The sequence below is a fragment of the Streptomyces sp. O3 genome (assembly GCF_054788135.1).
In genome coordinates, this window is the sequence record NZ_JBTVYK010000001.1 from 109,207 (window position 1) to 129,146 (window position 19,940).

At 71.7% G+C, this 19,940-nt stretch carries 19 protein-coding genes and 1 tRNA gene; 17 read left to right on the forward strand and 3 right to left on the reverse strand.

The window, feature by feature from the left end; translation table 11 throughout:
* Window positions 1-96 precede the first annotated feature (96 nt).
* Entirely contained in the window at window positions 97-543 is a 447-nt protein-coding gene (locus ACX6XY_RS00560; RefSeq protein ID WP_460325046.1) for an SRPBCC family protein, read from the forward strand.
* Window positions 544-598: 55 nt separating this feature from the next.
* Window positions 599-670, forward strand: a tRNA-Val gene (locus tag ACX6XY_RS00565).
* Window positions 671-810: 140 nt separating this feature from the next.
* Here the strand turns inward: ACX6XY_RS00565 and ACX6XY_RS00570 are convergent.
* On the reverse strand, window positions 811-1,536 hold the full coding sequence (locus tag ACX6XY_RS00570; RefSeq protein ID WP_460325048.1) for an exonuclease domain-containing protein: 726 nt from the start codon (window positions 1,534-1,536) through the stop codon (window positions 811-813).
* Between the two features lie 208 nt (window positions 1,537-1,744).
* Between ACX6XY_RS00570 and ACX6XY_RS00575 the strand changes: the two genes are divergently transcribed.
* The 4 genes from ACX6XY_RS00575 (at window position 1,745) to ACX6XY_RS00590 (ending at window position 6,273) form a co-directional block, all read left to right on the forward strand.
* Window positions 1,745-2,311, forward strand: coding sequence for a DUF4365 domain-containing protein (locus ACX6XY_RS00575; RefSeq protein WP_460325050.1), 567 nt, complete (start codon window positions 1,745-1,747; stop codon window positions 2,309-2,311).
* Window positions 2,311-3,528 (forward strand): hypothetical protein, encoded by a 1,218-nt coding sequence (locus ACX6XY_RS00580; RefSeq protein ID WP_460325052.1) that lies wholly within the window; start codon window positions 2,311-2,313, stop codon window positions 3,526-3,528. The genes ACX6XY_RS00575 and ACX6XY_RS00580 overlap by 1 nt, the downstream gene beginning before the upstream one ends.
* Window positions 3,529-3,647: 119 nt before the next feature.
* A complete protein-coding gene (thrS, locus tag ACX6XY_RS00585) occupies window positions 3,648-5,624 on the forward strand; it encodes a threonine--tRNA ligase (protein ID WP_460325054.1) in 1,977 nt (658 codons plus the stop codon).
* Window positions 5,625-5,712: 88 nt separating this feature from the next.
* On the forward strand, window positions 5,713-6,273 hold the full coding sequence (locus tag ACX6XY_RS00590) for an HIT family protein (protein ID WP_460325056.1): 561 nt from the start codon (window positions 5,713-5,715) through the stop codon (window positions 6,271-6,273).
* A gap of 46 nt (window positions 6,274-6,319) precedes the next feature.
* Here the strand turns inward: ACX6XY_RS00590 and ACX6XY_RS00595 are convergent, their stop codons facing one another.
* Both ACX6XY_RS00595 and ACX6XY_RS00600 read right to left on the reverse strand, forming a co-directional pair.
* Window positions 6,320-7,975, reverse strand: coding sequence for a hypothetical protein (locus ACX6XY_RS00595; RefSeq protein WP_460325058.1), 1,656 nt, complete (start codon window positions 7,973-7,975; stop codon window positions 6,320-6,322).
* A gap of 112 nt (window positions 7,976-8,087) precedes the next feature.
* Window positions 8,088-10,298 (reverse strand): elongation factor G-like protein EF-G2, encoded by a 2,211-nt coding sequence (locus tag ACX6XY_RS00600; RefSeq protein ID WP_460325060.1) that lies wholly within the window; start codon window positions 10,296-10,298, stop codon window positions 8,088-8,090.
* A 244-nt stretch (window positions 10,299-10,542) separates the two neighbouring features.
* Between ACX6XY_RS00600 and pgsA the strand changes: the two genes are divergently transcribed.
* From pgsA to yajC, 11 genes are all read left to right on the forward strand, one after another.
* A complete protein-coding gene (gene pgsA / locus ACX6XY_RS00605; RefSeq protein WP_460325062.1) occupies window positions 10,543-11,196 on the forward strand; it encodes a phosphatidylinositol phosphate synthase in 654 nt (217 codons plus the stop codon).
* Window positions 11,193-12,131 (forward strand): phosphatidylinositol mannoside acyltransferase, encoded by a 939-nt coding sequence (locus ACX6XY_RS00610; protein WP_460325063.1) that lies wholly within the window; start codon window positions 11,193-11,195, stop codon window positions 12,129-12,131. The genes pgsA and ACX6XY_RS00610 overlap by 4 nt, the downstream gene beginning before the upstream one ends.
* Entirely contained in the window at window positions 12,128-13,291 is a 1,164-nt protein-coding gene (locus ACX6XY_RS00615) for a glycosyltransferase family 4 protein (protein ID WP_460325065.1), read from the forward strand. Before ACX6XY_RS00610 ends, ACX6XY_RS00615 begins: the two co-directional genes overlap by 4 nt.
* A gap of 321 nt (window positions 13,292-13,612) precedes the next feature.
* Entirely contained in the window at window positions 13,613-14,158 is a 546-nt protein-coding gene (locus ACX6XY_RS00620; RefSeq protein ID WP_460325067.1) for a hypothetical protein, read from the forward strand.
* Window positions 14,159-14,316: 158 nt separating this feature from the next.
* Entirely contained in the window at window positions 14,317-15,234 is a 918-nt protein-coding gene (gene pdxS, locus ACX6XY_RS00625) for a pyridoxal 5'-phosphate synthase lyase subunit PdxS (RefSeq protein ID WP_460325069.1), read from the forward strand.
* Between the two features lie 12 nt (window positions 15,235-15,246).
* Complete coding sequence (pdxT, locus tag ACX6XY_RS00630; RefSeq protein ID WP_460325071.1) at window positions 15,247-15,855, forward strand: pyridoxal 5'-phosphate synthase glutaminase subunit PdxT; 609 nt, start codon at window positions 15,247-15,249, stop codon at window positions 15,853-15,855.
* Between the two features lie 48 nt (window positions 15,856-15,903).
* The gene (locus tag ACX6XY_RS00635) at window positions 15,904-16,656 is read left to right on the forward strand and encodes a YebC/PmpR family DNA-binding transcriptional regulator (protein ID WP_460325073.1); all 753 of its coding nucleotides are present in this window, start codon (window positions 15,904-15,906) and stop codon (window positions 16,654-16,656) included.
* Between the two features lie 139 nt (window positions 16,657-16,795).
* A complete protein-coding gene (ruvC, locus tag ACX6XY_RS00640; protein WP_460325075.1) occupies window positions 16,796-17,368 on the forward strand; it encodes a crossover junction endodeoxyribonuclease RuvC in 573 nt (190 codons plus the stop codon).
* Window positions 17,365-17,976, forward strand: coding sequence for a Holliday junction branch migration protein RuvA (gene ruvA, locus ACX6XY_RS00645; RefSeq protein WP_460325077.1), 612 nt, complete (start codon window positions 17,365-17,367; stop codon window positions 17,974-17,976). Before ruvC ends, ruvA begins: the two co-directional genes overlap by 4 nt.
* Before the next feature lie 117 nt (window positions 17,977-18,093).
* The gene (gene ruvB / locus ACX6XY_RS00650; RefSeq protein ID WP_460325079.1) at window positions 18,094-19,176 is read left to right on the forward strand and encodes a Holliday junction branch migration DNA helicase RuvB; all 1,083 of its coding nucleotides are present in this window, start codon (window positions 18,094-18,096) and stop codon (window positions 19,174-19,176) included.
* Between the two features lie 164 nt (window positions 19,177-19,340).
* Window positions 19,341-19,829, forward strand: coding sequence for a preprotein translocase subunit YajC (gene yajC / locus ACX6XY_RS00655; protein ID WP_460325081.1), 489 nt, complete (start codon window positions 19,341-19,343; stop codon window positions 19,827-19,829).
* The last annotated feature ends 111 nt before the right edge of the window (window positions 19,830-19,940 follow it).

Below are 19,940 nucleotides of genomic sequence, written 5' to 3' on the forward strand. Positions count from 1 at the left end.
GAGACGACACCCGTCTCACGGACCTTCGTCGTTGACGGGTTCACCAGGTTCACCGGGTTCACCGGTCGACGCGCCCGCGACGGGCAGACTGGAACCATGGACTGGTGCCGCTACCGCTTCCGCTGCGTCTGGGAACTGGCCGGAGAGCCCGCCGCCGTCTACGCGGCGCTCGAGCGGGCCGAGCACTACCCCGCCTGGTGGCCGCAGGTACGTGAGGTGACGCCGCTCGACGACCGCAGCGGCATCGCGCGCTTCCGCTCGCTGCTCCCGTACGACCTGGTCGTCACCGCCCGCGAACAGCGGCGCGACCCCGCCGCCGGGGTACTGGAGATAGCGATGACCGGAGACCTGGACGGCTGGGCGCGCTGGACCGTCGCCCCGCGCGGCGACGGCAGCCGGGTCGTGTACGAGCAGGAAGTCGAGGTGCGCAAACCGCTGATGCGGCGCCTCTCGCTGGTGGCCAGGCCGGTGTTCCGGCTGAATCACGCGCTGATGATGCGCGGCGGACGGCGTGGACTGCACCGCATGCTGAAGACGGTTTGAACGACGGGCGTCAGGGCCTGTATGGTTCAGTCCGTTCCCAGGGCGATCAGCCCTAGGGCGATTAGCTCAGTGGGAGAGCGCTTCGTTCACACCGAAGAGGTCACTGGTTCGAACCCAGTATCGCCCACCCGGAAGGACCGGTCCGTCGACGACGGACCGGTTTTTTTCTGCCCGGACACCGCCCGCGCCAGACGCGACACCGCACAGGCCGGACGAGCCGCCGCGCGGGCTGGACGAGCCGCCGCGCGGGCCGTACACCCGTACGCGTCAGGCCGCCGCCGGGAGTTCGGGCCGCAGCGGCCACGCCGGATCCACCGCCTCCGGGGCGCCGGAGCGCGCGAACCAGGTCTCAAGTCCCCGCGCCTGCGCCGCGTGCCACACCGCCTGCCTGGCGTGCAGCTCGGCAGGCGTCAACTGATCCAGCCGGGCCGCGAACCGCCGCCCCAGAGCGCGTACGACATCGAGCGAGGCCTGCGCGTCGGCGGCCGCGTCATGCGCCCCGGACAACTCGGCCCCGTACTGCTCGCAGAGGTCGGCGAGGGTGCGCCGCCCCTTGCGGTAACGGTCCAGATGCTTGTCGAGCACCCGCGGATCGAGCACGCACAGCGGATGAGTCGCCAGATAGTGCCCGAGCGAGGCGGCCCGATGGCGACGCAACTCCCGGTCGAGCAGCGTCAGATCGAACGGCGCGTTCATCACCACCAGCGGCCGCCCCGCCGTGGTCTCCTCGGCGATCTTCCGCGCTATCTCCTCCATCACCGGCGCGGGCCAACGGCCGTTGCGCCGCAGGTGATCCTCGGTCAGCCCGTGGATCGCGGTGGCGGCCGGCGGCACCGGAACACCCGGAGTCACCAGCCAGCGGGTGACGCGCGGACGCGCGCCGGCGCGGTCCTGGACGACCACGGCGGCGGACACGATGCGATCGTTCTCGACGTCCACGCCCGTGGTCTCGGTGTCGAATGCGGTCAGCGGCCCCTCGTACCAGTACGTCATCGCCACAACTCCCGGTCCACTCCGGGCAGAAGACACCTATGCCCTGCCCGAGCTGGTGATACCCGGCCCGTTTGCGCCGTACGCCGGGCGGTGACAACACAGTTGACGGGCCGTGACGCCGGACGGCCCGCCAGACCCCATGGCCGGTTCCCCGGACCGGCCTCGCACCCGGCGCGGTCAACCTCTGAGTCCGGAAGGCTTGTTCGACATGGCGCTCGCGCGGCCCGAACGGAGCGGGCTGCTGCCCGAGCGGACGCTACCGCCGCGCGGCACACTCGCCACCACCGCCTGCATGGAGACGCTCCAGGTGGGCTATCTGCACGCCGTCGCGGCGGCCGCGGGGTGCTCGCTGTCCCAGCCCTTTCCGGACAACGGCATCGACTGGCACGTCAGCCACAGCGCCCCCGGACACACCGTGGACGACGAGGTCACGGTCAAGGTGCAGCTCAAGTGCACCCACCAGCTGCCGCCGAACCCGCCGGGCCCCGCCTTCTCCTTCACGCTCGACAACGCGCACCTGGAGAAACTCGCCCGCACCCCGGTCTCGGTGCACAAGATCCTCGTCGTGATGCTGGTGCCGAGATCTCCGGACGACTGGCTACGCGCCGGACACGACCGGCTGGAACTGCGGCACTGCTGCTACTGGACCAACCTGGCCGGGCACCCGGTGACGGGCCGGCGCAGGACCACCGTGCGCGTCCCGACCTCCCGGATCTTCGACGACCGGGCCCTGCGCGAGATCATGACGCGGGTCGGGACGGGAGGGAGACCCTGATGCACCGCCCGACGGACGAGCCCGCAGGCCCCCGCCGCGCCGAGGAGAGCTGGCCCGAGACGGTCGGCGTCCCCGACGCGACACGGGTGGACCCCGCGGTCCTCGGCGCCCTGCTCGACCGGCACGGCTGGCGGCGGCGCGGCGGCGCCGCGGGCCCGTACGCGCGCTGGACCGAACCCGGCGGCGGCGCGGGCGCCAGCCTGCTGGTGCCGCGCAGCCGCGCGTTCCCGGACAGCGACGACCTGCTCGGCGAGGCGCTGCACGCCCTCTCCCGCAGCGCCGCGCCGTCCGCGCGCGAGGTGCTGCTCGGCCTCGCCGTGCCCAGCGACGAACTGTGCTGGTCGCGCGATGTGCCCACCGGGCCCACCGGGGCCACCGCCTGGACCCAGGTGGAGCGCCTGCGGTCCGCGGCCCGGCAGACGCTGCTCGCCGCCGCGCTCGCGGTACGCGACCGGGCCGGGTACCACGGGACACGGCACCGGGCCGCCGCCACCGCCGCGCTGGAGCACGTCCTGGCGGGGCCCGAGCCGAGCGGGCGGCGGCTGACGGTGTTCGCGCCCGTACGGTCGTCCCGCCCGCTGGTCGTACGGCTGCACCAGGCGCTGTGCGCGGCCCGCGAGGCCATCGACTACCAACGGGCCACCGGCGGCATGGACGCCTTCGACTCCGCCGTCCAGGCAGGCGTCAGCCGGGAGCTGACCGAGGCGCTCGCCGCCCTGGTCCGGGGCGCCGAGGGAGCTCGCGTCGGCATCGCCTGGGCACCGGCCGCCGGGGTGCCCGAGCGGTGCGCCGCACGGCCCGAGCCCGTCGAGTTCTCGCCCGGCGACCTGCCGGTGCTGCGCCGGGCGAGCGCCCGCTACCTGCGTACCGAACCCTCGATCCCAGTACGGCTCACCGGCGCCGTGGTCCGGCTGCGCAGAGCGGGTCCTGGCGGCCCCGGCACGGCCCGGCTGCGGGTGCTCGCCGGTGCGGACGTCCCGCAGGTCCGGGTGACGCTCGACGAGGAGGCGTACCGCATCGCGGGCCATGCCCACCTGGTGGGCCTCCCGGTACGCGTGCGCGGGCGGCTGGAGAGCCGCGGCGGCTTCCGGCGGCTCACCGGGGCGTGCGAGGTGGCGCCCGTACAGGTGGACGAGGCGGACCGGGACCGGATGCTGAAGGCGCTCCAGGAGAACCTCGACTTCTTCGAGGAGGCCTGCGGCGGGGAAGGGCTCTGAGGGCCGGGGACCGATCTGGGGGCCCGCGACCAAACCGTTTCGCGATCGACCCGTCCGGCTCGGTACGATTCGAGCCGCGCAGTATCCGCTGCGGCGACCTCATCAGGCAGGAGAGACCGGTGTCAGACGTCCGTGTGATCATCCAACGCGATTCCGAGCGGGAAGAGCGCGTGGTGACGACGGGCACTACGGCCGCCGAGCTGTTCGCCGGTGAGCGGACCATCGTCGCCGCGCGCGTGGGCGGCGAGCTCAAGGACCTCGCGTACGCCCCCTGCGAGGGCGAGGTCGTCGAGCCCGTCGAGATCTCCTCCGATGACGGCCTGAACATCCTGCGGCACTCCACCGCGCACGTCATGGCGCAGGCCGTGCAGGAGCTCTTTCCCGAGGCCAAGCTGGGCATCGGCCCGCCGGTCAAGGACGGCTTCTACTACGACTTCGACGTGGACGAGCCGTTCGTCCCGGAGGACCTGAAGCGCATCGAGAAGCGCATGCAGGAAATCCAGAAGCGCGGCCAGAGGTTCGCACGCCGGGTCACCACCGACGAGGCCGCCCGTGAGGAGCTGGCGAACGAGCCGTACAAGCTGGAGCTCATCGGCCTGAAGGGCTCCGCCTCCAGCGACGACGGTGCGGACGTCGAGGTGGGCGGCGGCGAGCTGACCATCTACGACAACCTGGACCCCAAGACCGGCGACCTCTGCTGGAAGGACTTGTGCAGGGGCCCGCACCTGCCGTCGACCCGTGCGATCCCGGCGTTCAAGCTGATGCGCTCGGCGGCCGCGTACTGGCGCGGCAGCGAGAAGAACCCGCAGCTCCAGAGGATCTACGGGACCGCCTGGCCGTCCAAGGACGAGCTGAAGGCGCACCTGGACTTCCTCGCCGAGGCCGAGAAGCGCGACCACCGCAAGCTGGGCGCCGAGCTGGACCTGTTCTCCATCCCGGAGCAGATCGGCTCCGGCCTCGCGGTCTTCCACCCCAAGGGCGGCATCATCCGCCGGGTCATGGAGGACTACTCGCGGGCGAAGCACGAAGAGGCCGGGTACGAGTTCGTCTACAGCCCGCACGCGACCAAGGGGAAACTTTTCGAGACCTCGGGCCACCTGGACTGGTACGCAGACGGCATGTACCCGCCCATGCAGCTCGACGAGGGCGTGGACTACTACCTCAAGCCCATGAACTGCCCGATGCACAACCTGATCTTCGACGCGCGGGGCCGCTCGTACCGCGAGCTGCCTTTGCGGATGTTTGAGTTCGGGACGGTGTACCGGTACGAGAAGTCGGGCGTCGTGCACGGCCTGACCCGCGCGCGGGGCTTCACCCAGGACGACGCGCACATCTACTGCACCCGCGAGCAGATGGCGGAGGAGCTCGACAAGACGCTCACCTTCGTCCTGAACCTGCTGCGTGACTACGGTCTGACCGACTTCTACCTGGAGCTGTCCACCAAGGACGAGACGAAGTTCGTCGGCAGCGACGAGGCCTGGGAGGAGGCCACCGAGACTCTGCGCCAGGTCGCGGAGAAGCAGGGTCTGCCCCTCACCCCGGACCCGGGCGGCGCGGCGTTCTACGGCCCGAAGATCTCCGTCCAGACCAAGGACGCGATCGGTCGTACCTGGCAGATGTCGACCATTCAGCTCGATTTCAACCTGCCGGAGCGTTTCGACCTGGAGTACACCGCGGCGGACGGCACCAAGCAGCGCCCGGTCATGATCCACAGGGCGCTCTTCGGGTCGATCGAGCGTTTCTTCGCGGTGCTGCTGGAGCACTACGCGGGCGCCATGCCGCCGTGGCTGGCTCCGGTCCAGGCGGTCGGCATCCCGGTCGGTGACGCGCACGTCGGCTACCTCCAGGAGTTCGCCGCCGAGGCGAAGAGGAAGGGCCTGCGGGTCGAGGTGGACGCGTCCTCGGACCGGATGCAGAAGAAGATCAGGACCCATCAGAAGCAGAAGACTCCGTTCATGATCATCGTGGGTGACGACGATATGAGCGGCGGCACGGTCTCCTTCCGCTACCGCGACGGCTCGCAGGAGAACGGCATCCCCCGCGACCTGGCCCTTGCGAAGCTCGTTGATGTGGTTGAGCGCCGCATTCAGGTGTGACATGGTCCCCGCCTGAGCGGGGGCAAGCCAGGGGTGGTGCCCAGCCGGGTACCACCCCTCGGCGCATCCGCACCCCGCCGTAGCCCATATGCTGATCCGCATGACGAATGAGCCCGAGCAGCAGATCGGAGTCGGGACGCCGGACGCGTTCCAGCGCCTGTGGACGCCCCACCGGATGGCGTACATCCAAGGGGAGAACAAGCCGAGCGGCTCGGGTGCGGGCGATGGCTGCCCGTTCTGCTCCATCCCGTCCAAATCGGACGAGGACGGGCTGATCATCGCACGGGGCGAGAGTGTCTACGCGGTGCTGAACCTCTACCCGTACAACGGCGGGCACTGCATGGTCGTGCCGTTCCGGCATGTCGCCGACTACACCGAGCTGACCGCGCCCGAGACCGCCGAGCTGGCCGACTTCACCAAGCGGGCGATGAGGGCACTGCGCACGGCGTCCGGGGCGCACGGGTTCAACATCGGGATGAACCAGGGCGACAGCGCGGGCGCCGGGATCGCCGCCCACCTGCACCAGCACATCGTCCCGCGCTGGGGCGGCGACACCAATTTCATGCCCGTCACCGCCCACACCAAAGTCTTGCCCCAACTGCTCGCCGACACCCGCGCGATGCTCGCCGAGGCCTGGCCGGTCGACTGAGGCAGGCGCGCCCTCCCTGCGTCGTGCGGCCCTGCGGCGCGTGCGGCTAGGCGTCGTACAGGTCCGCCTTCCTCGGCGTCGGGTCCTGGACCGCTCCGCTGAGGAAGAGCGAGCGGTTGCCGAAGCGCTCGGTGTTCACCTCGTTCTCCTCCAGGACCTTGAGCGCCGCCGCGTGCACCACACGGAGCACCGGAGTGGCCGCCCGCAGCGCGTCGTCCGCCATGAAGCGGTGCCGCCAGGGCTGATCGGCCCAGGAGTGCCGCAGCCCGAAGGGCTCGGGCAGCACCAGCTTGCCGCCGAGGAAGTCCAGCAGCGGCGGATACCAGGTCAGGGGGGCGCGCACCGCGAGGCGCACCACCTCCGACGGCTCGACCAGCGGCAGCTTCACCGCCTTCGTCTCCCAGAACTTGACGGACTTGGCGACCTCCTTGACCTTCGGCTTGGGCTTGGTGGTGAACAGCGGGTGCACCGGGCCGAGCGCGTGGCCGGTGACCTCGATGCGCAGGGTCTGGTGCAGCACGGTGACGGTGATCAGCATCGTGATCACCAACTGGCCGTCCCAGAGGGTGAACTGGACGCCCAGATAGTGCCGGTCGCCGCTGCCGAACTGCTGCTCGTTGCAGATCCGCTGGATCTCGTGGCCCTTGATCTGGAAGGACTCGACCTCGGTGCCGCCGGGCCTGGCGACCTCCTTGGCGTTCTCGCCGACCGGGGACACGATCCAGTGGCGTATCGAGGGGGCCGGGAAGCCGCCCGTGTGCAGCGGGCCGCGCTCGATCAGCCTGAGCTGGTCGTGGATCGCCCGTATGACGTCCCAGCTGCGGAACGGGTGTATCTCCGCAGCGCCCTCGCGGGGCAGCAGGTCCTCGGCCAGCTGCCAGCTGCCCCAGCGGGTGCCCATGCCGAGTACGCCCTTGGGGCCCGCGTAGAAGACCGAGTTGGACTGCTGCTCGGCGGTGAGCCTGGCCAGGCTCTGGCGCAGCTGCTCGGCCGCGGTCTCGTTGGGGTTGGTGGGCACGGCCTCGGGGATCTTCGCGCCGACCCCGCCGCCGGTGAGCAGGCTCTCCCAGCTCGCGCGCAGATGCTGGGCGGTGCGCTCGCTGAACTGGCGGGCGAGCAGCCAGCCGATGACCGGGGCGACCACCATGGCGCGTGCGTAGACCGCCAGGAGGCCGCCGAACGGCAGCCGGATCAGGAAGAGCAGGGCCAGTCCGCAGGCGGCGACCAGTACCGTCGTGGCAAGCGCCTGGGCCCGTTTGTCCTTGACGCGGCCGATGGTGCGCCGGGCCTGGAAGATCGCCAGCCAGATCAGCACACCGGGCAGGAACAGCAGGCCGAACAGGCCCGTCACGACGGTGAGCCGGATGTCACGTTCCTTGCGGATGCGGCTCGCGGCGAGGCAGTGCTCGACGACGGACTGCGGCTCGATGCCGAACGACTGGATCAGCGGCTTGCGGGAGCCGCCCAGCATCCGGTTCCGCACGGCGTGCGAGAAGGCCTCGCCCAGATTCGGCTCGAACAGCGACAGCTTGCCCTTGCTGACGGTGGACTCATGCCACTCGTTGTTGGCCTTGAGTATCTCGGACACCGCCGAGTCGCGGTACGCCGCCGACGCCAGGGCGTGCGTCGCCGCCGTCTCGCCCGCGGCCCCCGAGAGCGGTACCTGCGCGCCCGGCCTGAGATCGAAGACGTCCTCCGACATGCCACCCCCATCGCCGCCCCGCCGCTGTGCGCGGCCTACCCGACTTCTGTACCCAGCACACCAGTTGACTGCACCGATGAGCAGATCATCAATGTATCGGGGGGCAGTGACATCAGGAGCCCTTGCGTGCCTCCTGCCGCATCTTCTCGGACAGGTGGGCGGGCATCGGCTCGTGCCGGGCGTACGCGCGGCTGAAGCGCCCGGTGCCGTGCGACAGGGACCGCAGGTCCACCGCGTACCGGCCGATCTCGATCTCCGGCACCTCGGCCCGTACGAGGGTGCGCCCGCCGGGGGACTGCTCGGTGCCGACCACCCGGCCGCGCCGTCCGGACAGATCGCTCATCACCGCGCCGACGTACTCGTCCCCGATCAGCACCCGCAGCTCGGCGACCGGTTCGAGCAGATGGATCACAGCGTCCGCGGCCGCCTCGCGCAGCGCCAGCGCACCGGCCGTCTGGAACGCCGCGTCCGACGAGTCCACCGAGTGCGCCTTGCCGTCGAGCAGGGTGACCCGTACGTCGACGATGGGGTTGCCGGCCGCGACGCCGCGCGCCGCCTGTGCGCGTACGCCCTTCTCGACGGAGGGGATGAACTGGCGTGGCACGGCGCCGCCCACCACCTTGTCGACGAACTCGATGCCCGAGCCGCCCGGCAGGGGCTCCACCTCGATCTCGCAGATCGCGTACTGCCCGTGGCCGCCGGACTGCTTCACATGCCGGCCGCGGCCCGTCGCCTTCTCGCCGAACGTCTCCCGGAGGGAGACCCGGTGCGGGACGACGTCCACATGCACGCCGTAGCGGCTGCGCAGCCGCTCCAGGGCGACGTCCGCGTGGGCCTCGCCCAGGCACCACAGGACCACCTGGTGGGTGTCCTGGTTCTGCTCCAGGCGCATCGTCGGGTCTTCGGCGACCAGCCGGGCCAGGCCCTGGGACAGCTTGTCCTCGTCGGGCTTGCTGTGTGCCTCGATGGCCAGCGGCAGCAGCGGGTCGGGCATCGTCCAGGGTTCCATCAGCAGCGGGTCGCCCTTGGCGGACAGGGTGTCGCCGGTCTCGGCGCGGGACAGCTTGGCCACCCAGGCGAGATCGCCGGCCACGCAGGACGGCGCGGGCCGCTGCTGCTTCCCGAAGGGAGTGGAGAGCGCGCCGATGCGTTCGTCGGCCTCGTGCAGGTCCGAGTCCTCCGCGTCGGGGGCGGCCGGGGCGTGGTCGTGTCCGCACACATGGACGGTGGTGTCGGGCCGCAGGGTGCCGGAGAAGACCCGTACGAGCGAGACCCGGCCCACATACGGGTCGGACGACGTCTTGACGACCTCGGCGACCAGCGGCCCCGCGGGGTCGCAGCCGACCTCGGGCCGCGCCTGGCCGTCCGCCGTGGTGACCGCCGTGGTGCGCTCCAGCGGCGTGGGGAAGCCGCCGGTGACGAGCTCCAGGAGCTCGACGGTGCCGAGGCCCTGCCGGGCGTCGTCGGCGGCCGGTGCGGCCGCGAGCACGGGGTGGAAGACGCCGCGGGCGACGGCCCGCTCCAGGTCGTCGACGAGCGTCTTGACGTCGATCTCCTCGCCGCCGAGGTAGCGGTCCATCAGGGACTCGTCCTCGCTCTCGGAGATGATCCCCTCGATCAGCCGGTTGCGGGCCTCGGCGATGAGCGGCAGCTGGTCGTCGCCCGGCTCGGACGCCTTGCGTTCGCCGGACGCGTAGTCGAAGACCTGCTGGGAGAGCAGCCCGATCAGGCCGGTCACCGGCGCGTGCCCGTCCGCCGCGGGTCGGCCGCGCAGCGGCAGGTAGAGCGGCAGCACGGCGTCCGGGTCGTCGCCGCCGAACGCCTCGGCGCAGATCCGGGTCATCTCCTCGAAGTCGGCGCGGGATGCCTCCAGGTGGGTGATGACGATCGCGCGGGGCATGCCGACGGCGGCGCACTCGTCCCACACCATGCGGGTCGCGCCGTCCACGCCGTCCGCGGCCGAGACGACGAACAGGGCCGCGTCCGCCGCGCGCAGACCGGCCCTGAGCTCTCCGACGAAGTCGGCGTATCCGGGGGTGTCCAGGAGGTTGATCTTGCAGCCGCCCCAGCTGACGGGCACCAGGGAGAGCTGTACGGAGCGCTGCTGTCGGTGTTCGATCTCGTCGTAGTCGGAGACGGCCGTGCCGTCCTGTACCCGGCCCGCCCTGTTCAGGGCCCCCGCGGTGAGCGCGAGGGCCTCCACCAGAGTGGTCTTGCCCGAACCGCTGTGGCCGACCAGCACCACGTTCCGCAGGGACGCGGGGTGGTCGGCCGTAGTCGCCCTGCCGGCGGCTCCGGGGTGTGTGCTCGCCTTGTCGCCCATGGCTGGCCTCCCGGTTCGTTGCACGGTGAGGAGTAGGGGCGCGGCCGCGTGGGACCCACGTGTGCTGGCGGCTCCGGCGACGCCCGCGTTCTTCGAGCTTTCCACTCCGGTCACAAGGCGTCCATACGTCGTACGCGGTCGCCGCATGGGGGGGGCGGTGGCGGTGCGGGGCACTCGTCCGTGACTACGATGGGCCAGCCGGTGGCCGAAGGGGCCGCGCGGCTCACCGAACCTCGGGAAGGCCATGCTGAACAAGTACGCGCGTGCATTCTTCACGCGTGTCCTCACGCCGTTCGCCGCGTTTCTACTCCGTCGCGGGGTCAGCCCCGACGCGGTCACCCTGATCGGCACGGCCGGTGTGGTGGCGGGCGCACTGGTCTTCTTCCCTCGGGGAGAGTTCTTCTGGGGCACGATCGTCATCACCCTGTTCGTGTTCTCCGACCTCGTCGACGGCAACATGGCGCGGCAGGCCGGGGTCTCCAGCCGTTGGGGCGCCTTCCTGGACTCGACTCTGGACCGGGTCGCGGACAGTGCGATCTTCGGCGGTTTCGCGCTCTGGTACGCGGGCGCCGGCGACAGCGACCTGCTGTGCGCGGTCGCCATCTTCTGCCTGGCCAGCGGCCAGGTGGTGTCGTACACCAAGGCGCGCGGCGAGTCGATCGGGCTGCCCGTCGCGGTGAACGGCCTGGTCGAGCGCGCGGAGCGGCTGGTGATCTCGCTGGTCGCCGCGGGCCTGGCCGGACTCCACAAGTTCGGCGTGCCGGGCATCGACGTGCTGCTGCCCGTCGCGCTGTGGATCGTCGCGGTCGGCAGCCTGGTGACGCTGGCCCAGCGGATCGTGACGGTACGCCGCGAGGCCGCGGAGGCGGACGCCGCGAGCGGAGGCGGCGCCGCGTGAAGGAGAAGCTCGCTGACGCGCTGTACGGGGCTGGCTGGAGCACCGTCAAGAAGCTCCCCGAACCCGTGGCCGTACGGCTGGGCCGCACCATCGCCGACGTCGCCTGGAAGCGGCGCGGCAAGGGCGTACGGCGGCTTGAGGCGAACTACGCGCGCGTGGCGCCCGGCGCGAGCCCCGAGCGCCTCGCCGAGCTGTCCCGTGCGGGGATGCGCTCGTACCTGCGGTACTGGATGGAGTCGTTCCGGCTGCCCGCGTGGAGCGAGGAGCGGATCAGGAGCGGCATGGAGGTCAAGGACCTCCACCACCTGACCGACGGCCTCGCCTCGGGCCGCGGAGTGATCCTCGCGCTGCCGCACCTGGCGAACTGGGACCTGGCGGGCGCCTGGGTCACCACCCGGCTCGCGACGCCGTTCACCACGGTCCAGGAGCGGCTGAAGCCCGAGTCGCTGTACGACCGGTTCGTGGCGTACCGGGCCGGTCTCGGCATGGAGGTGCTGCCGCACACCGGCGGCTCCGCCTTCGGCACGCTGGCCCGTCGGCTGCGGGCCGGCGGCCTGGTGTGTCTGGTCGCCGACCGTGACCTGTCCGCGTCCGGCGTCGAGGTGACGTTCTTCGGCGGCCGGGCGCGGATGCCCGCCGGGCCGGCGCTGCTCGCCCAGCAGACCGGCGCCCTGCTGCTGCCGGTGACCCTCTGGTACGACGACTCGCCCGTGATGAAGGCGCGGGTGCACGCCCCGGTGGAGGTGCCCGAGACAGGTACTCGCGCCGAGAAGACGTCTGTCATGGCGCAGACGCTCGCGGACGCCTTCGCCACGGGCATCGCCGACCACCCGGAGGACTGGCACATGCTGCAGCGCTTGTGGCTCGACGACCTGGATCCGGACAAGGACCCGAGCGGGCCGTCTCAGCGGGCCCCCGACGGGGGACGGCCGTGAGGATCGGCATCGTCTGCCCGTACTCCTGGGACGTGCCGGGCGGGGTCCAGTTCCATATCCGTGACCTCGCCGAGGACCTGATCAGGCGGGGCCACCAGGTGTCGGTGCTCGCGCCCGCGGACGACGAGACCCCGCTGCCGCCCTACGTCGTGTCGGCGGGCCGCGCGGTCCCCGTGCCCTACAACGGCTCGGTGGCACGGCTGAACTTCGGCTTCCTGTCCGCCGCGCGGGTGCGCCGCTGGCTGCACGACGGCACCTTCGACGTGATCCACATCCACGAGCCGACCTCGCCCTCGCTCGGTCTGCTGGCCTGCTGGGCCGCCCAGGGGCCGATCGTCGCCACCTTCCACACCTCCAACCCCCGATCGCGGGCGATGATCGCGGCGTACCCGATCCTGCAGCCCGCGCTGGAGAAGATCAGCGCGCGGATCGCGGTGAGCGAGTACGCCCGGCGCACGCTGGTCGAGCACCTCGGCGGCGACGCGGTCGTCATCCCCAACGGCGTCGACGTCGACGTCTTCGCCAAGGCCGAGGCCAGGCCCGAGTGGCAGGGGGAGACGCTGGGCTTCATCGGGCGGATCGACGAACCGCGCAAGGGCCTGCCGGTCCTGATGAAGGCCCTGCCGAAGATCCTCGCCGAGCGCCCGCGGACCCGGCTGCTGGTCGCGGGCCGGGGCGACGAGCAGGAGGCGGTGGCGAGCCTGCCCGCGGAACTCCGCGACCGCGTCGAGTTCCTCGGCATGGTCAGCGACGAGGACAAGGCCCGGCTGCTGCGCAGCGTCGATGTGTACGTCGCGCCCAACACCGGCGGCGAGAGCTTCGGGATCATCCTCGTCGAGGCGATGTCGGCGGGCGCGCCGGTGCTCGCCTCCGACCTGGACGCCTTCACGCAGGTACTCGACCAGGGCGCGGCGGGTGAGCTGTTCGCGAACGAGGACGCGGACGCGCTCGCCGCCAGCGCGCTGCGGCTGCTCGGCGACGCCGGGCGGCGGGCGGAGCTCCGCGCGCGCGGCAGCGCCCACGTACGCCGCTTCGACTGGTCCACGGTCGGCGCCGACATCCTCGCGGTGTACGAGACGGTCACCGACGGCGCCGCGTCGGTCGCCGCCGACGAACGCACCGGGCTGCGCGCCAGGTTCGGACTGGCTTCCCGAGACTGAGCACGGTCCTGCGGGACGTGCCCCGAGGGTCGCCGGGGCCTTGCCGGGCACGCCCCGAGGGCCATCGGGGGCCCTGCCGGGCGTGCCCCGAGGAGACTGGTCGCGGGGCCCTGCCGGGCGTGTCCCGAGGACCGTGTGCCTTGCCGGGCGTCGCCGAGGGCCGCAGTGGGCGCTGCCTGGTGTGCCCCAAGGGCGTCGCGGGCCTGCCCAGTGTGCCCCGAAGGCTGCCGGGGCCCTGCCCGGTGTGCCGCCGGGCGCTGTCGTGGCTGCTGGCGCACGGTGGGCCGGGGGGCTGCCTGGGCGGCGGTAGCCTTGCCGCCCGTGACCTCCACACTGATCTGGATCGCCGTCGCCCTGTTCGCGATCGGCCTGTACCTGAGCTGGACGGCGGGCCGCCTGGACCGGCTGCACGCCCGGATCGACGCCGCCCGCGCCGCACTGGACGCCCAGCTGCTGCGCCGCGCCTCGGTCGCGCAGGAACTGGCCACGTCCAAGGTGCTCGATCCGGCCGCGTCGATCGTCCTCTACGAGGCGGCACACGCCGCGCGGCAGGCTGAGGAGGATCACCGCGAGGTCGCCGAGAGCGAACTCAGCCAGGCGCTGCGGGCGGTCTTCGACGACCTGGACCAGGTCGACGCGGTCCGCGCGGCGCCAGGCGGCGAGGAGGCCGCGGGCGAGCTGGCGGCCGCGGTACGCCGGGTCCCGATGGCCAGGCGCTTCCACAACGACTCCGTACGCGCCGCGCGTGCGCTGCGCAGGCACCGCAAGGTCAGGTGGTTCCGACTGGCCGGGCACGCCCCGTTCCCGATGGCCTTCGAGATGGACGACGAGCCCCCGGCGGCATTGGCCGACCGTACGACGACCTAGTCTTGGTTTCCTTGGGCTCAGGGCTCCCTGCCCAGGGATTCGATGGCGAGCGGCGCAGAATGATCCACCGGGTGACTATTGGCCCTTGATGTGGACTGCTCGGGCCGTGTTCCCTGCTGGGAAGCAGAACCCGTCTTCCCTTCCCAGCGAGGTACCCCGTGTCCAGCACGCTCTCCCACACCAGCGCCCAGACCCCCGAGACCGGCACCGCGCGCGTCAAGCGCGGCATGGCCGAGCAGCTCAAGGGCGGCGTGATCATGGACGTCGTGACGCCCGAGGAGGCGAAGATCGCCGAGGACGCGGGCGCCGTCGCCGTCATGGCCCTGGAGCGGGTCCCGGCCGACATCCGCAAGGACGGCGGCGTGGCCCGGATGTCCGACCCGGACATGGTGGAGGGCATCATCAACGCGGTCTCCATCCCGGTGATGGCCAAGTCCCGGATCGGCCACTTCGTCGAGGCCCAGATCCTCCAGTCGCTGGGCGTCGACTACATCGACGAGTCCGAGGTCCTCACCCCGGCCGACGAGGTCAACCACAGCGACAAGTTCGCCTTCACCACCCCCTTCGTGTGCGGCGCCACCAACCTGGGCGAGGCCCTGCGCCGGATCGCCGAGGGCGCGGCCATGATCCGCTCGAAGGGCGAGGCCGGTACCGGCAACGTCGTCGAGGCCGTCCGCCACATGCGCCAGATCAAGAACGAGATCGCCCGCCTGCGCGGCTACGACAACAACGAGCTGTACGCCGCCGCCAAGGAGCTGCGCGCCCCGTACGAGCTGGTCAAGGAGGTCGCCGAGCTCGGCAAGCTGCCGGTCGTGCTGTTCTCCGCCGGTGGCGTGGCCACCCCGGCCGACGCCGCGCTGATGCGCCAGCTCGGCGCCGAGGGCGTCTTCGTCGGCTCCGGCATCTTCAAGTCCGGCGACCCGGCCAAGCGCGCCGCCGCCATCGTGAAGGCCACCACCTTCTACGACGACCCCAAGGTCATCGCGGACGCCTCCCGCAACCTGGGCGAGGCCATGGTCGGCATCAACTGCGACACCCTGCCCGAGGCCGAGCGCTACGCCAAGCGCGGCTGGTAAGGCGCGCGTGCGATGAGCGACACCCCTGTGATCGGCGTCCTGGCACTCCAGGGCGACGTACGGGAGCACTTGGTCGCCCTGGCCGCGGCGGACGCCGTGGCCAGGCCGGTGCGGCGCCCCGAGGAACTCGCCGAGGTCGACGGCCTCGTCATACCCGGCGGCGAGTCCACCACCATCTCCAAGCTGGCCGCGCTGTTCGGCCTGACGGAGCCCCTGCGTGAGCGGATCGGGGCGGGCCTGCCGGTCTACGGCAGCTGCGCCGGGCTGATCATGCTCGCCGACAAGATCCTCGACCCCCGCTCGGGCCAGGAGACCTTCGGCGGCATCGACATGATCGTGCGCCGCAACGCCTTCGGGCGGCAGAACGAGTCCTTCGAGGCGGCCGTCTCCGTCAAGGGCGTCGAGGGCGGCCCGGTCGAGGGCGTCTTCATCCGCGCCCCCTGGGTGGAGTCGGTGGGCGCCGCCGCCGAGGTGCTCGCCGAGCACGACGGCCACATCGTCGCCGTACGCCAGGGCGGCGTCCTGGCCACGTCGTTCCATCCGGAGCTGACCGGCGACCACCGGGTGCACACCCTGTTCGTGGACATGGTGCGCGCCCAGCGGGCGGCGCACGCCCGGTAGGATCACTCACGCTGGTACAGAGATTGGTTACGCGAAGGAGACAGGCAGATGTCCGGCCACTCTAAATGGGCTACGACGAAGCACAAGAAGGCCGTGATCGACGCCAAACGCGGCAAGCTCTTCGCGAAGCTGATTAAGAACATCGAGGTCGCGGCCCGGATGGGCGGTGCCGACATCGACGGAAACCCGACGCTCTTCGACGCCATCCAGAAGGCGAAGAAGCAGTCGGTGCCGAACAAGAACATCGACTCCGCGGTCAAGCGCGGCGCCGGTCTCGAAGCCGGTGGCGCCGACTACGAGACGATCATGTACGAGGGCTACGGCCCCAACGGCGTCGCGGTGCTCATCGAGTGCCTCACCGACAACCGCAACCGTGCGGCGTCCGACGTCCGCGTCGCGATGACCCGCAACGGCGGCTCGATGGCCGATCCGGGCTCGGTCTCGTACCTGTTCAACCGCAAGGGCGTGGTGATCGTCCCCAAGGGCGAGCTGACCGAGGACGACGTGCTGGGCGCGGTCCTGGACGCCGGGGCCGAGGAAGTCAACGACCTGGGCGAGTCCTTCGAGGTGCTCAGCGAGGCCACCGACCTGGTCGCGGTGCGCACCGCGCTCCAGGAGGCGGGCATCGACTACGACTCGGCCGACGCCAACTTCGTTCCGACCATGCAGGTCGAGCTGGACGAAGAGGGCGCGAAGAAGATCTTCAAGCTGATCGACGTCCTGGAGGACAGCGACGACGTGCAGAACGTCTTCGCCAACTTCGACGTCTCGGACGAGGTCATGGCGAAGGTCGACGCCTGAGCCCTGTGAGGCGAGTCCAGCGTGCGGGCCGGAAGGACACGTCCTTCCGGCCCGCCGCTGTTGTCGGCGGTTGTCAGTACCAGCCGATAGCCTGCACAAACAGATGAGCGAAGGACGGACGCGAAGCCAGGGGGTTGCTGTGCGAGTACTGGGGGTGGACCCAGGACTGACCCGGTGCGGGATCGGGGTCGTCGAGGGCGTCGCGGGCCGCCCGTTGACGATGCGCGGCGTCGGCGTCGTCCGCACCCCGGCGGACGCCGAGATCGGCGAACGCCTGGTGGCCATCGAGCGCGGCATCGAGCGCTGGCTGGACGAACACCGCCCCGAATACGTCGCGGTGGAGCGGGTGTTCAGCCAGCACAACGTGCGTACGGTGATGGGCACCGCGCAGGCCAGCGCCGTCGCGATGCTCTGCGCGACCCGCCGCGGGCTGCCGGTCGCCCTGCACACCCCCAGCGAGATCAAGGCCGCCGTCACCGGCAGCGGCCGAGCCGACAAGGCCCAGGTGGGCGCCATGGTCACCCGACTGCTGCGGCTCGACGCGCCGCCCAAGCCCGCCGACGCGGCGGACGCCCTGGCGATCGCCATCTGCCACATCTGGCGCGCCCCCGCGGTCAACCGGCTGCGGCAGGCGCACGCGGCGGCCCGCCGCACCGCCCCCACGCCCGCCCGCGCCCCCGCAACTCCCGTCGTACGGAAGGTCACGCGATGATCGTGTTCGTCAGCGGCCCGGTCGCGGCCCTCGCCCCCGACTCCGCCGTGGTGGAGGTGGGCGGCATCGGCATGGCCGTGCAGTGCGCGCCCGCCACCCTGTCCGGGCTGCGGGTCGGCGAGCAGGCCAGGCTCGCCACCTCCCTGGTCGTACGGGAGGACTCGCTCACCCTCTACGGCTTCGCGGACGACGACGAGCGCCAGACCTTCGAGCTGCTGCAGACCGCGAGCGGCGTCGGCCCCCGGCTCGCCCAGGCCATGCTCGCCGTGCACTCCCCGGACGACCTGCGCCGCGCCGTGGCCACCGGTGACGAGAAGGCGCTCACCGCGGTACCCGGCATCGGCAAGAAGGGCGCCCAGAAGCTGCTGCTCGAACTGAAGGACCGTATCGGCGAACCGCTCGGCCAGACGCCCGCCGCACGCGCCCCGCAGGCCGATGCCTCCTGGCGCGACCAGCTGCACACCGCGCTGATCGGCCTCGGCTACGCGACCCGCGAGGCCGACGAGGCGGTCGCCGCGGTGGCCCCGCAGGCGGCGGCCGCGGACGGCGCCCCGCAGGTGGGCCAGCTCCTCAAGGCCGCGCTGCAAACCCTCAACCGGACCCGCTGACCCAACCCCGCCGACCCGGACCCGCTGACCCGGACCCGCTGACCAGAACCCGCGCCGACCGCCCCCTGGCCCGCCCGCCGCACCCGACCGACCACCGACGACTCGCGAGGCACCCCCGTGAACTGGGACGACACCGCACCCCCGGCCGAAGACACCGAAGGCGGCCGACTGGTCGCGGCCGCGGCGGACGGCGACGACCAGGCCGTCGAGGCCGCCCTGCGCCCCAAGTCCCTGGCCGAGTTCGTCGGCCAGGAACGGGTGCGCGAACAGCTCGACCTCGTCCTCAAGGCCGCCCGACAGCGCGGGGCCACCGCGGACCACGTCCTGCTCTCCGGTGCACCGGGCCTCGGCAAGACCACCCTCTCCATGATCATCGCCGCCGAGATGGACGCCCCCATCCGGATCACCAGCGGCCCGGCCATCCAGCACGCGGGCGACCTGGCCGCGATCCTCTCCTCGCTCCAGGAGGGCGAGGTCCTCTTCCTCGACGAGATCCACCGGATGTCCCGGCCCGCCGAGGAGATGCTCTACATGGCGATGGAGGACTTCCGGGTCGACGTGGTCGTCGGCAAGGGTCCGGGCGCCACCGCCATCCCGCTGGAGCTGCCGCCGTTCACGCTGGTCGGCGCGACCACCCGAGCCGGGCTGCTGCCGCCGCCGCTGCGTGACCGCTTCGGCTTCACCGCGCACATGGAGTTCTACGAGCCCGCCGAGCTGGAGCGCGTCGTCCACCGCTCCGCGGAGCTCCTGGACGTGACGATCGACACGGACGGCGCGGCGGAGATCGCCGGACGCTCGCGCGGCACCCCCCGTATCGCCAACCGGCTGCTGCGCCGCGTCCGCGACTACGCGCAGGTCAAGGCCGACGGGTTCCTCACCCGCGAGATCGCCGAGGCGGCCCTGCGGGTGTACGAGGTCGACGTCCGGGGGCTCGACCGCCTGGACCGGGCCGTCCTGGAGGCCCTGCTCAAGCTGTTCGGCGGGGGACCGGTCGGCCTGTCGACCCTGGCCGTGGCCGTGGGCGAGGAACGCGAGACCGTGGAGGAGGTGGCGGAGCCCTTCCTGGTACGCGAGGGACTGCTCGCCCGCACTCCGCGCGGCCGGGTCGCCACCCCCGCGGCATGGGCGCACCTGGGCCTCACCCCGCCACCGGCCCAGGGCGGCGGCGGGGCGGGACAACAAGACCTGTTCGGGGCGTGACAGCGCGCGGGCTCGCCCGGCGCGGAACCTCGGTGCCATGCTGAGCGTTGTTCCATCGGTGCGGACTCGCTTAGACTCCGCCGATGCCGCCCTTGCGGGCGGCGTGCCCACCCCCATCCACCAGGCCGCTCACCTGCGCGGTCGTGCGAAGGAAATGCCGTCCCGTGAATATCGTGACCCTTCTCCCCTTCATCGTGCTCATCGGGGCCATGTTCCTGATGACGCGCTCCGCCAAGAAGAAGCAGCAACAGGCGGCGCAGATGCGCGACCAGATGCAGCCCGGCACCGGCATCCGCACGATCGGGGGCATGTACGCGACCGTCAAGGAGGTCCACGACGACACGATCCTCCTTGAGGTGGCCCCCGGCGTGCACGCCATCTACGCCAAGAACTCCGTCGGCGCCGTCCTCGATGACGACGAGTACAACCGCATCGTGCACGGCGCTCCGGACGAGCTGGACGCCGACGGCACCGTGGTGCCGGACGACGCCTCCTCGCTGATCGAGGGCGAGGCCGCCGGCGCGGCGGATTCGGCCGACGCGCGCGTCGACCTCGGCAAGAAGGACGCCGCCGACGCCGACCCCGAGGCGGCCGACGCCACGGCGGACGGCGCGGAGCCGAAGAAGACCGACGGCGAGTCCGACGCGAAGTAGGACGACCGAGGACCGCGGAGCGCGAGGACGCGCCGCGGCCCCGCGGATCGTGCGGGCTTCGCCCGGCGTCTCGACACCATTTCATGGCCGCCCACCGGGCCAGCGGGCGTA

What these genes read in the sequence shown, in the direction of transcription:
- ACX6XY_RS00560 (WP_460325046.1), top strand. Translation starts at nt 97, where the DNA reads ATGGACTGGTGCCGCTACCGCTTCCGCTGCGTCTGGGAACTGGCCGGA.
- ACX6XY_RS00570 (WP_460325048.1), bottom strand. Translation starts at nt 1,536, where the DNA reads ATGACGTACTGGTACGAGGGGCCGCTGACCGCATTCGACACCGAGACC.
- ACX6XY_RS00575 (WP_460325050.1), top strand. Translation starts at nt 1,745, where the DNA reads ATGGCGCTCGCGCGGCCCGAACGGAGCGGGCTGCTGCCCGAGCGGACG.
- ACX6XY_RS00580 (WP_460325052.1), top strand. Translation starts at nt 2,311, where the DNA reads ATGCACCGCCCGACGGACGAGCCCGCAGGCCCCCGCCGCGCCGAGGAG.
- ACX6XY_RS00590 (WP_460325056.1), top strand. Translation starts at nt 5,713, where the DNA reads ATGCTGATCCGCATGACGAATGAGCCCGAGCAGCAGATCGGAGTCGGG.
- ACX6XY_RS00595 (WP_460325058.1), bottom strand. Translation starts at nt 7,975, where the DNA reads ATGTCGGAGGACGTCTTCGATCTCAGGCCGGGCGCGCAGGTACCGCTC.
- ACX6XY_RS00600 (WP_460325060.1), bottom strand. Translation starts at nt 10,298, where the DNA reads ATGGGCGACAAGGCGAGCACACACCCCGGAGCCGCCGGCAGGGCGACT.
- pgsA (WP_460325062.1), top strand. Translation starts at nt 10,543, where the DNA reads ATGCTGAACAAGTACGCGCGTGCATTCTTCACGCGTGTCCTCACGCCG.
- pdxT (WP_460325071.1), top strand. Translation starts at nt 15,247, where the DNA reads ATGAGCGACACCCCTGTGATCGGCGTCCTGGCACTCCAGGGCGACGTA.
- ACX6XY_RS00635 (WP_460325073.1), top strand. Translation starts at nt 15,904, where the DNA reads ATGTCCGGCCACTCTAAATGGGCTACGACGAAGCACAAGAAGGCCGTG.
- ruvA (WP_460325077.1), top strand. Translation starts at nt 17,365, where the DNA reads ATGATCGTGTTCGTCAGCGGCCCGGTCGCGGCCCTCGCCCCCGACTCC.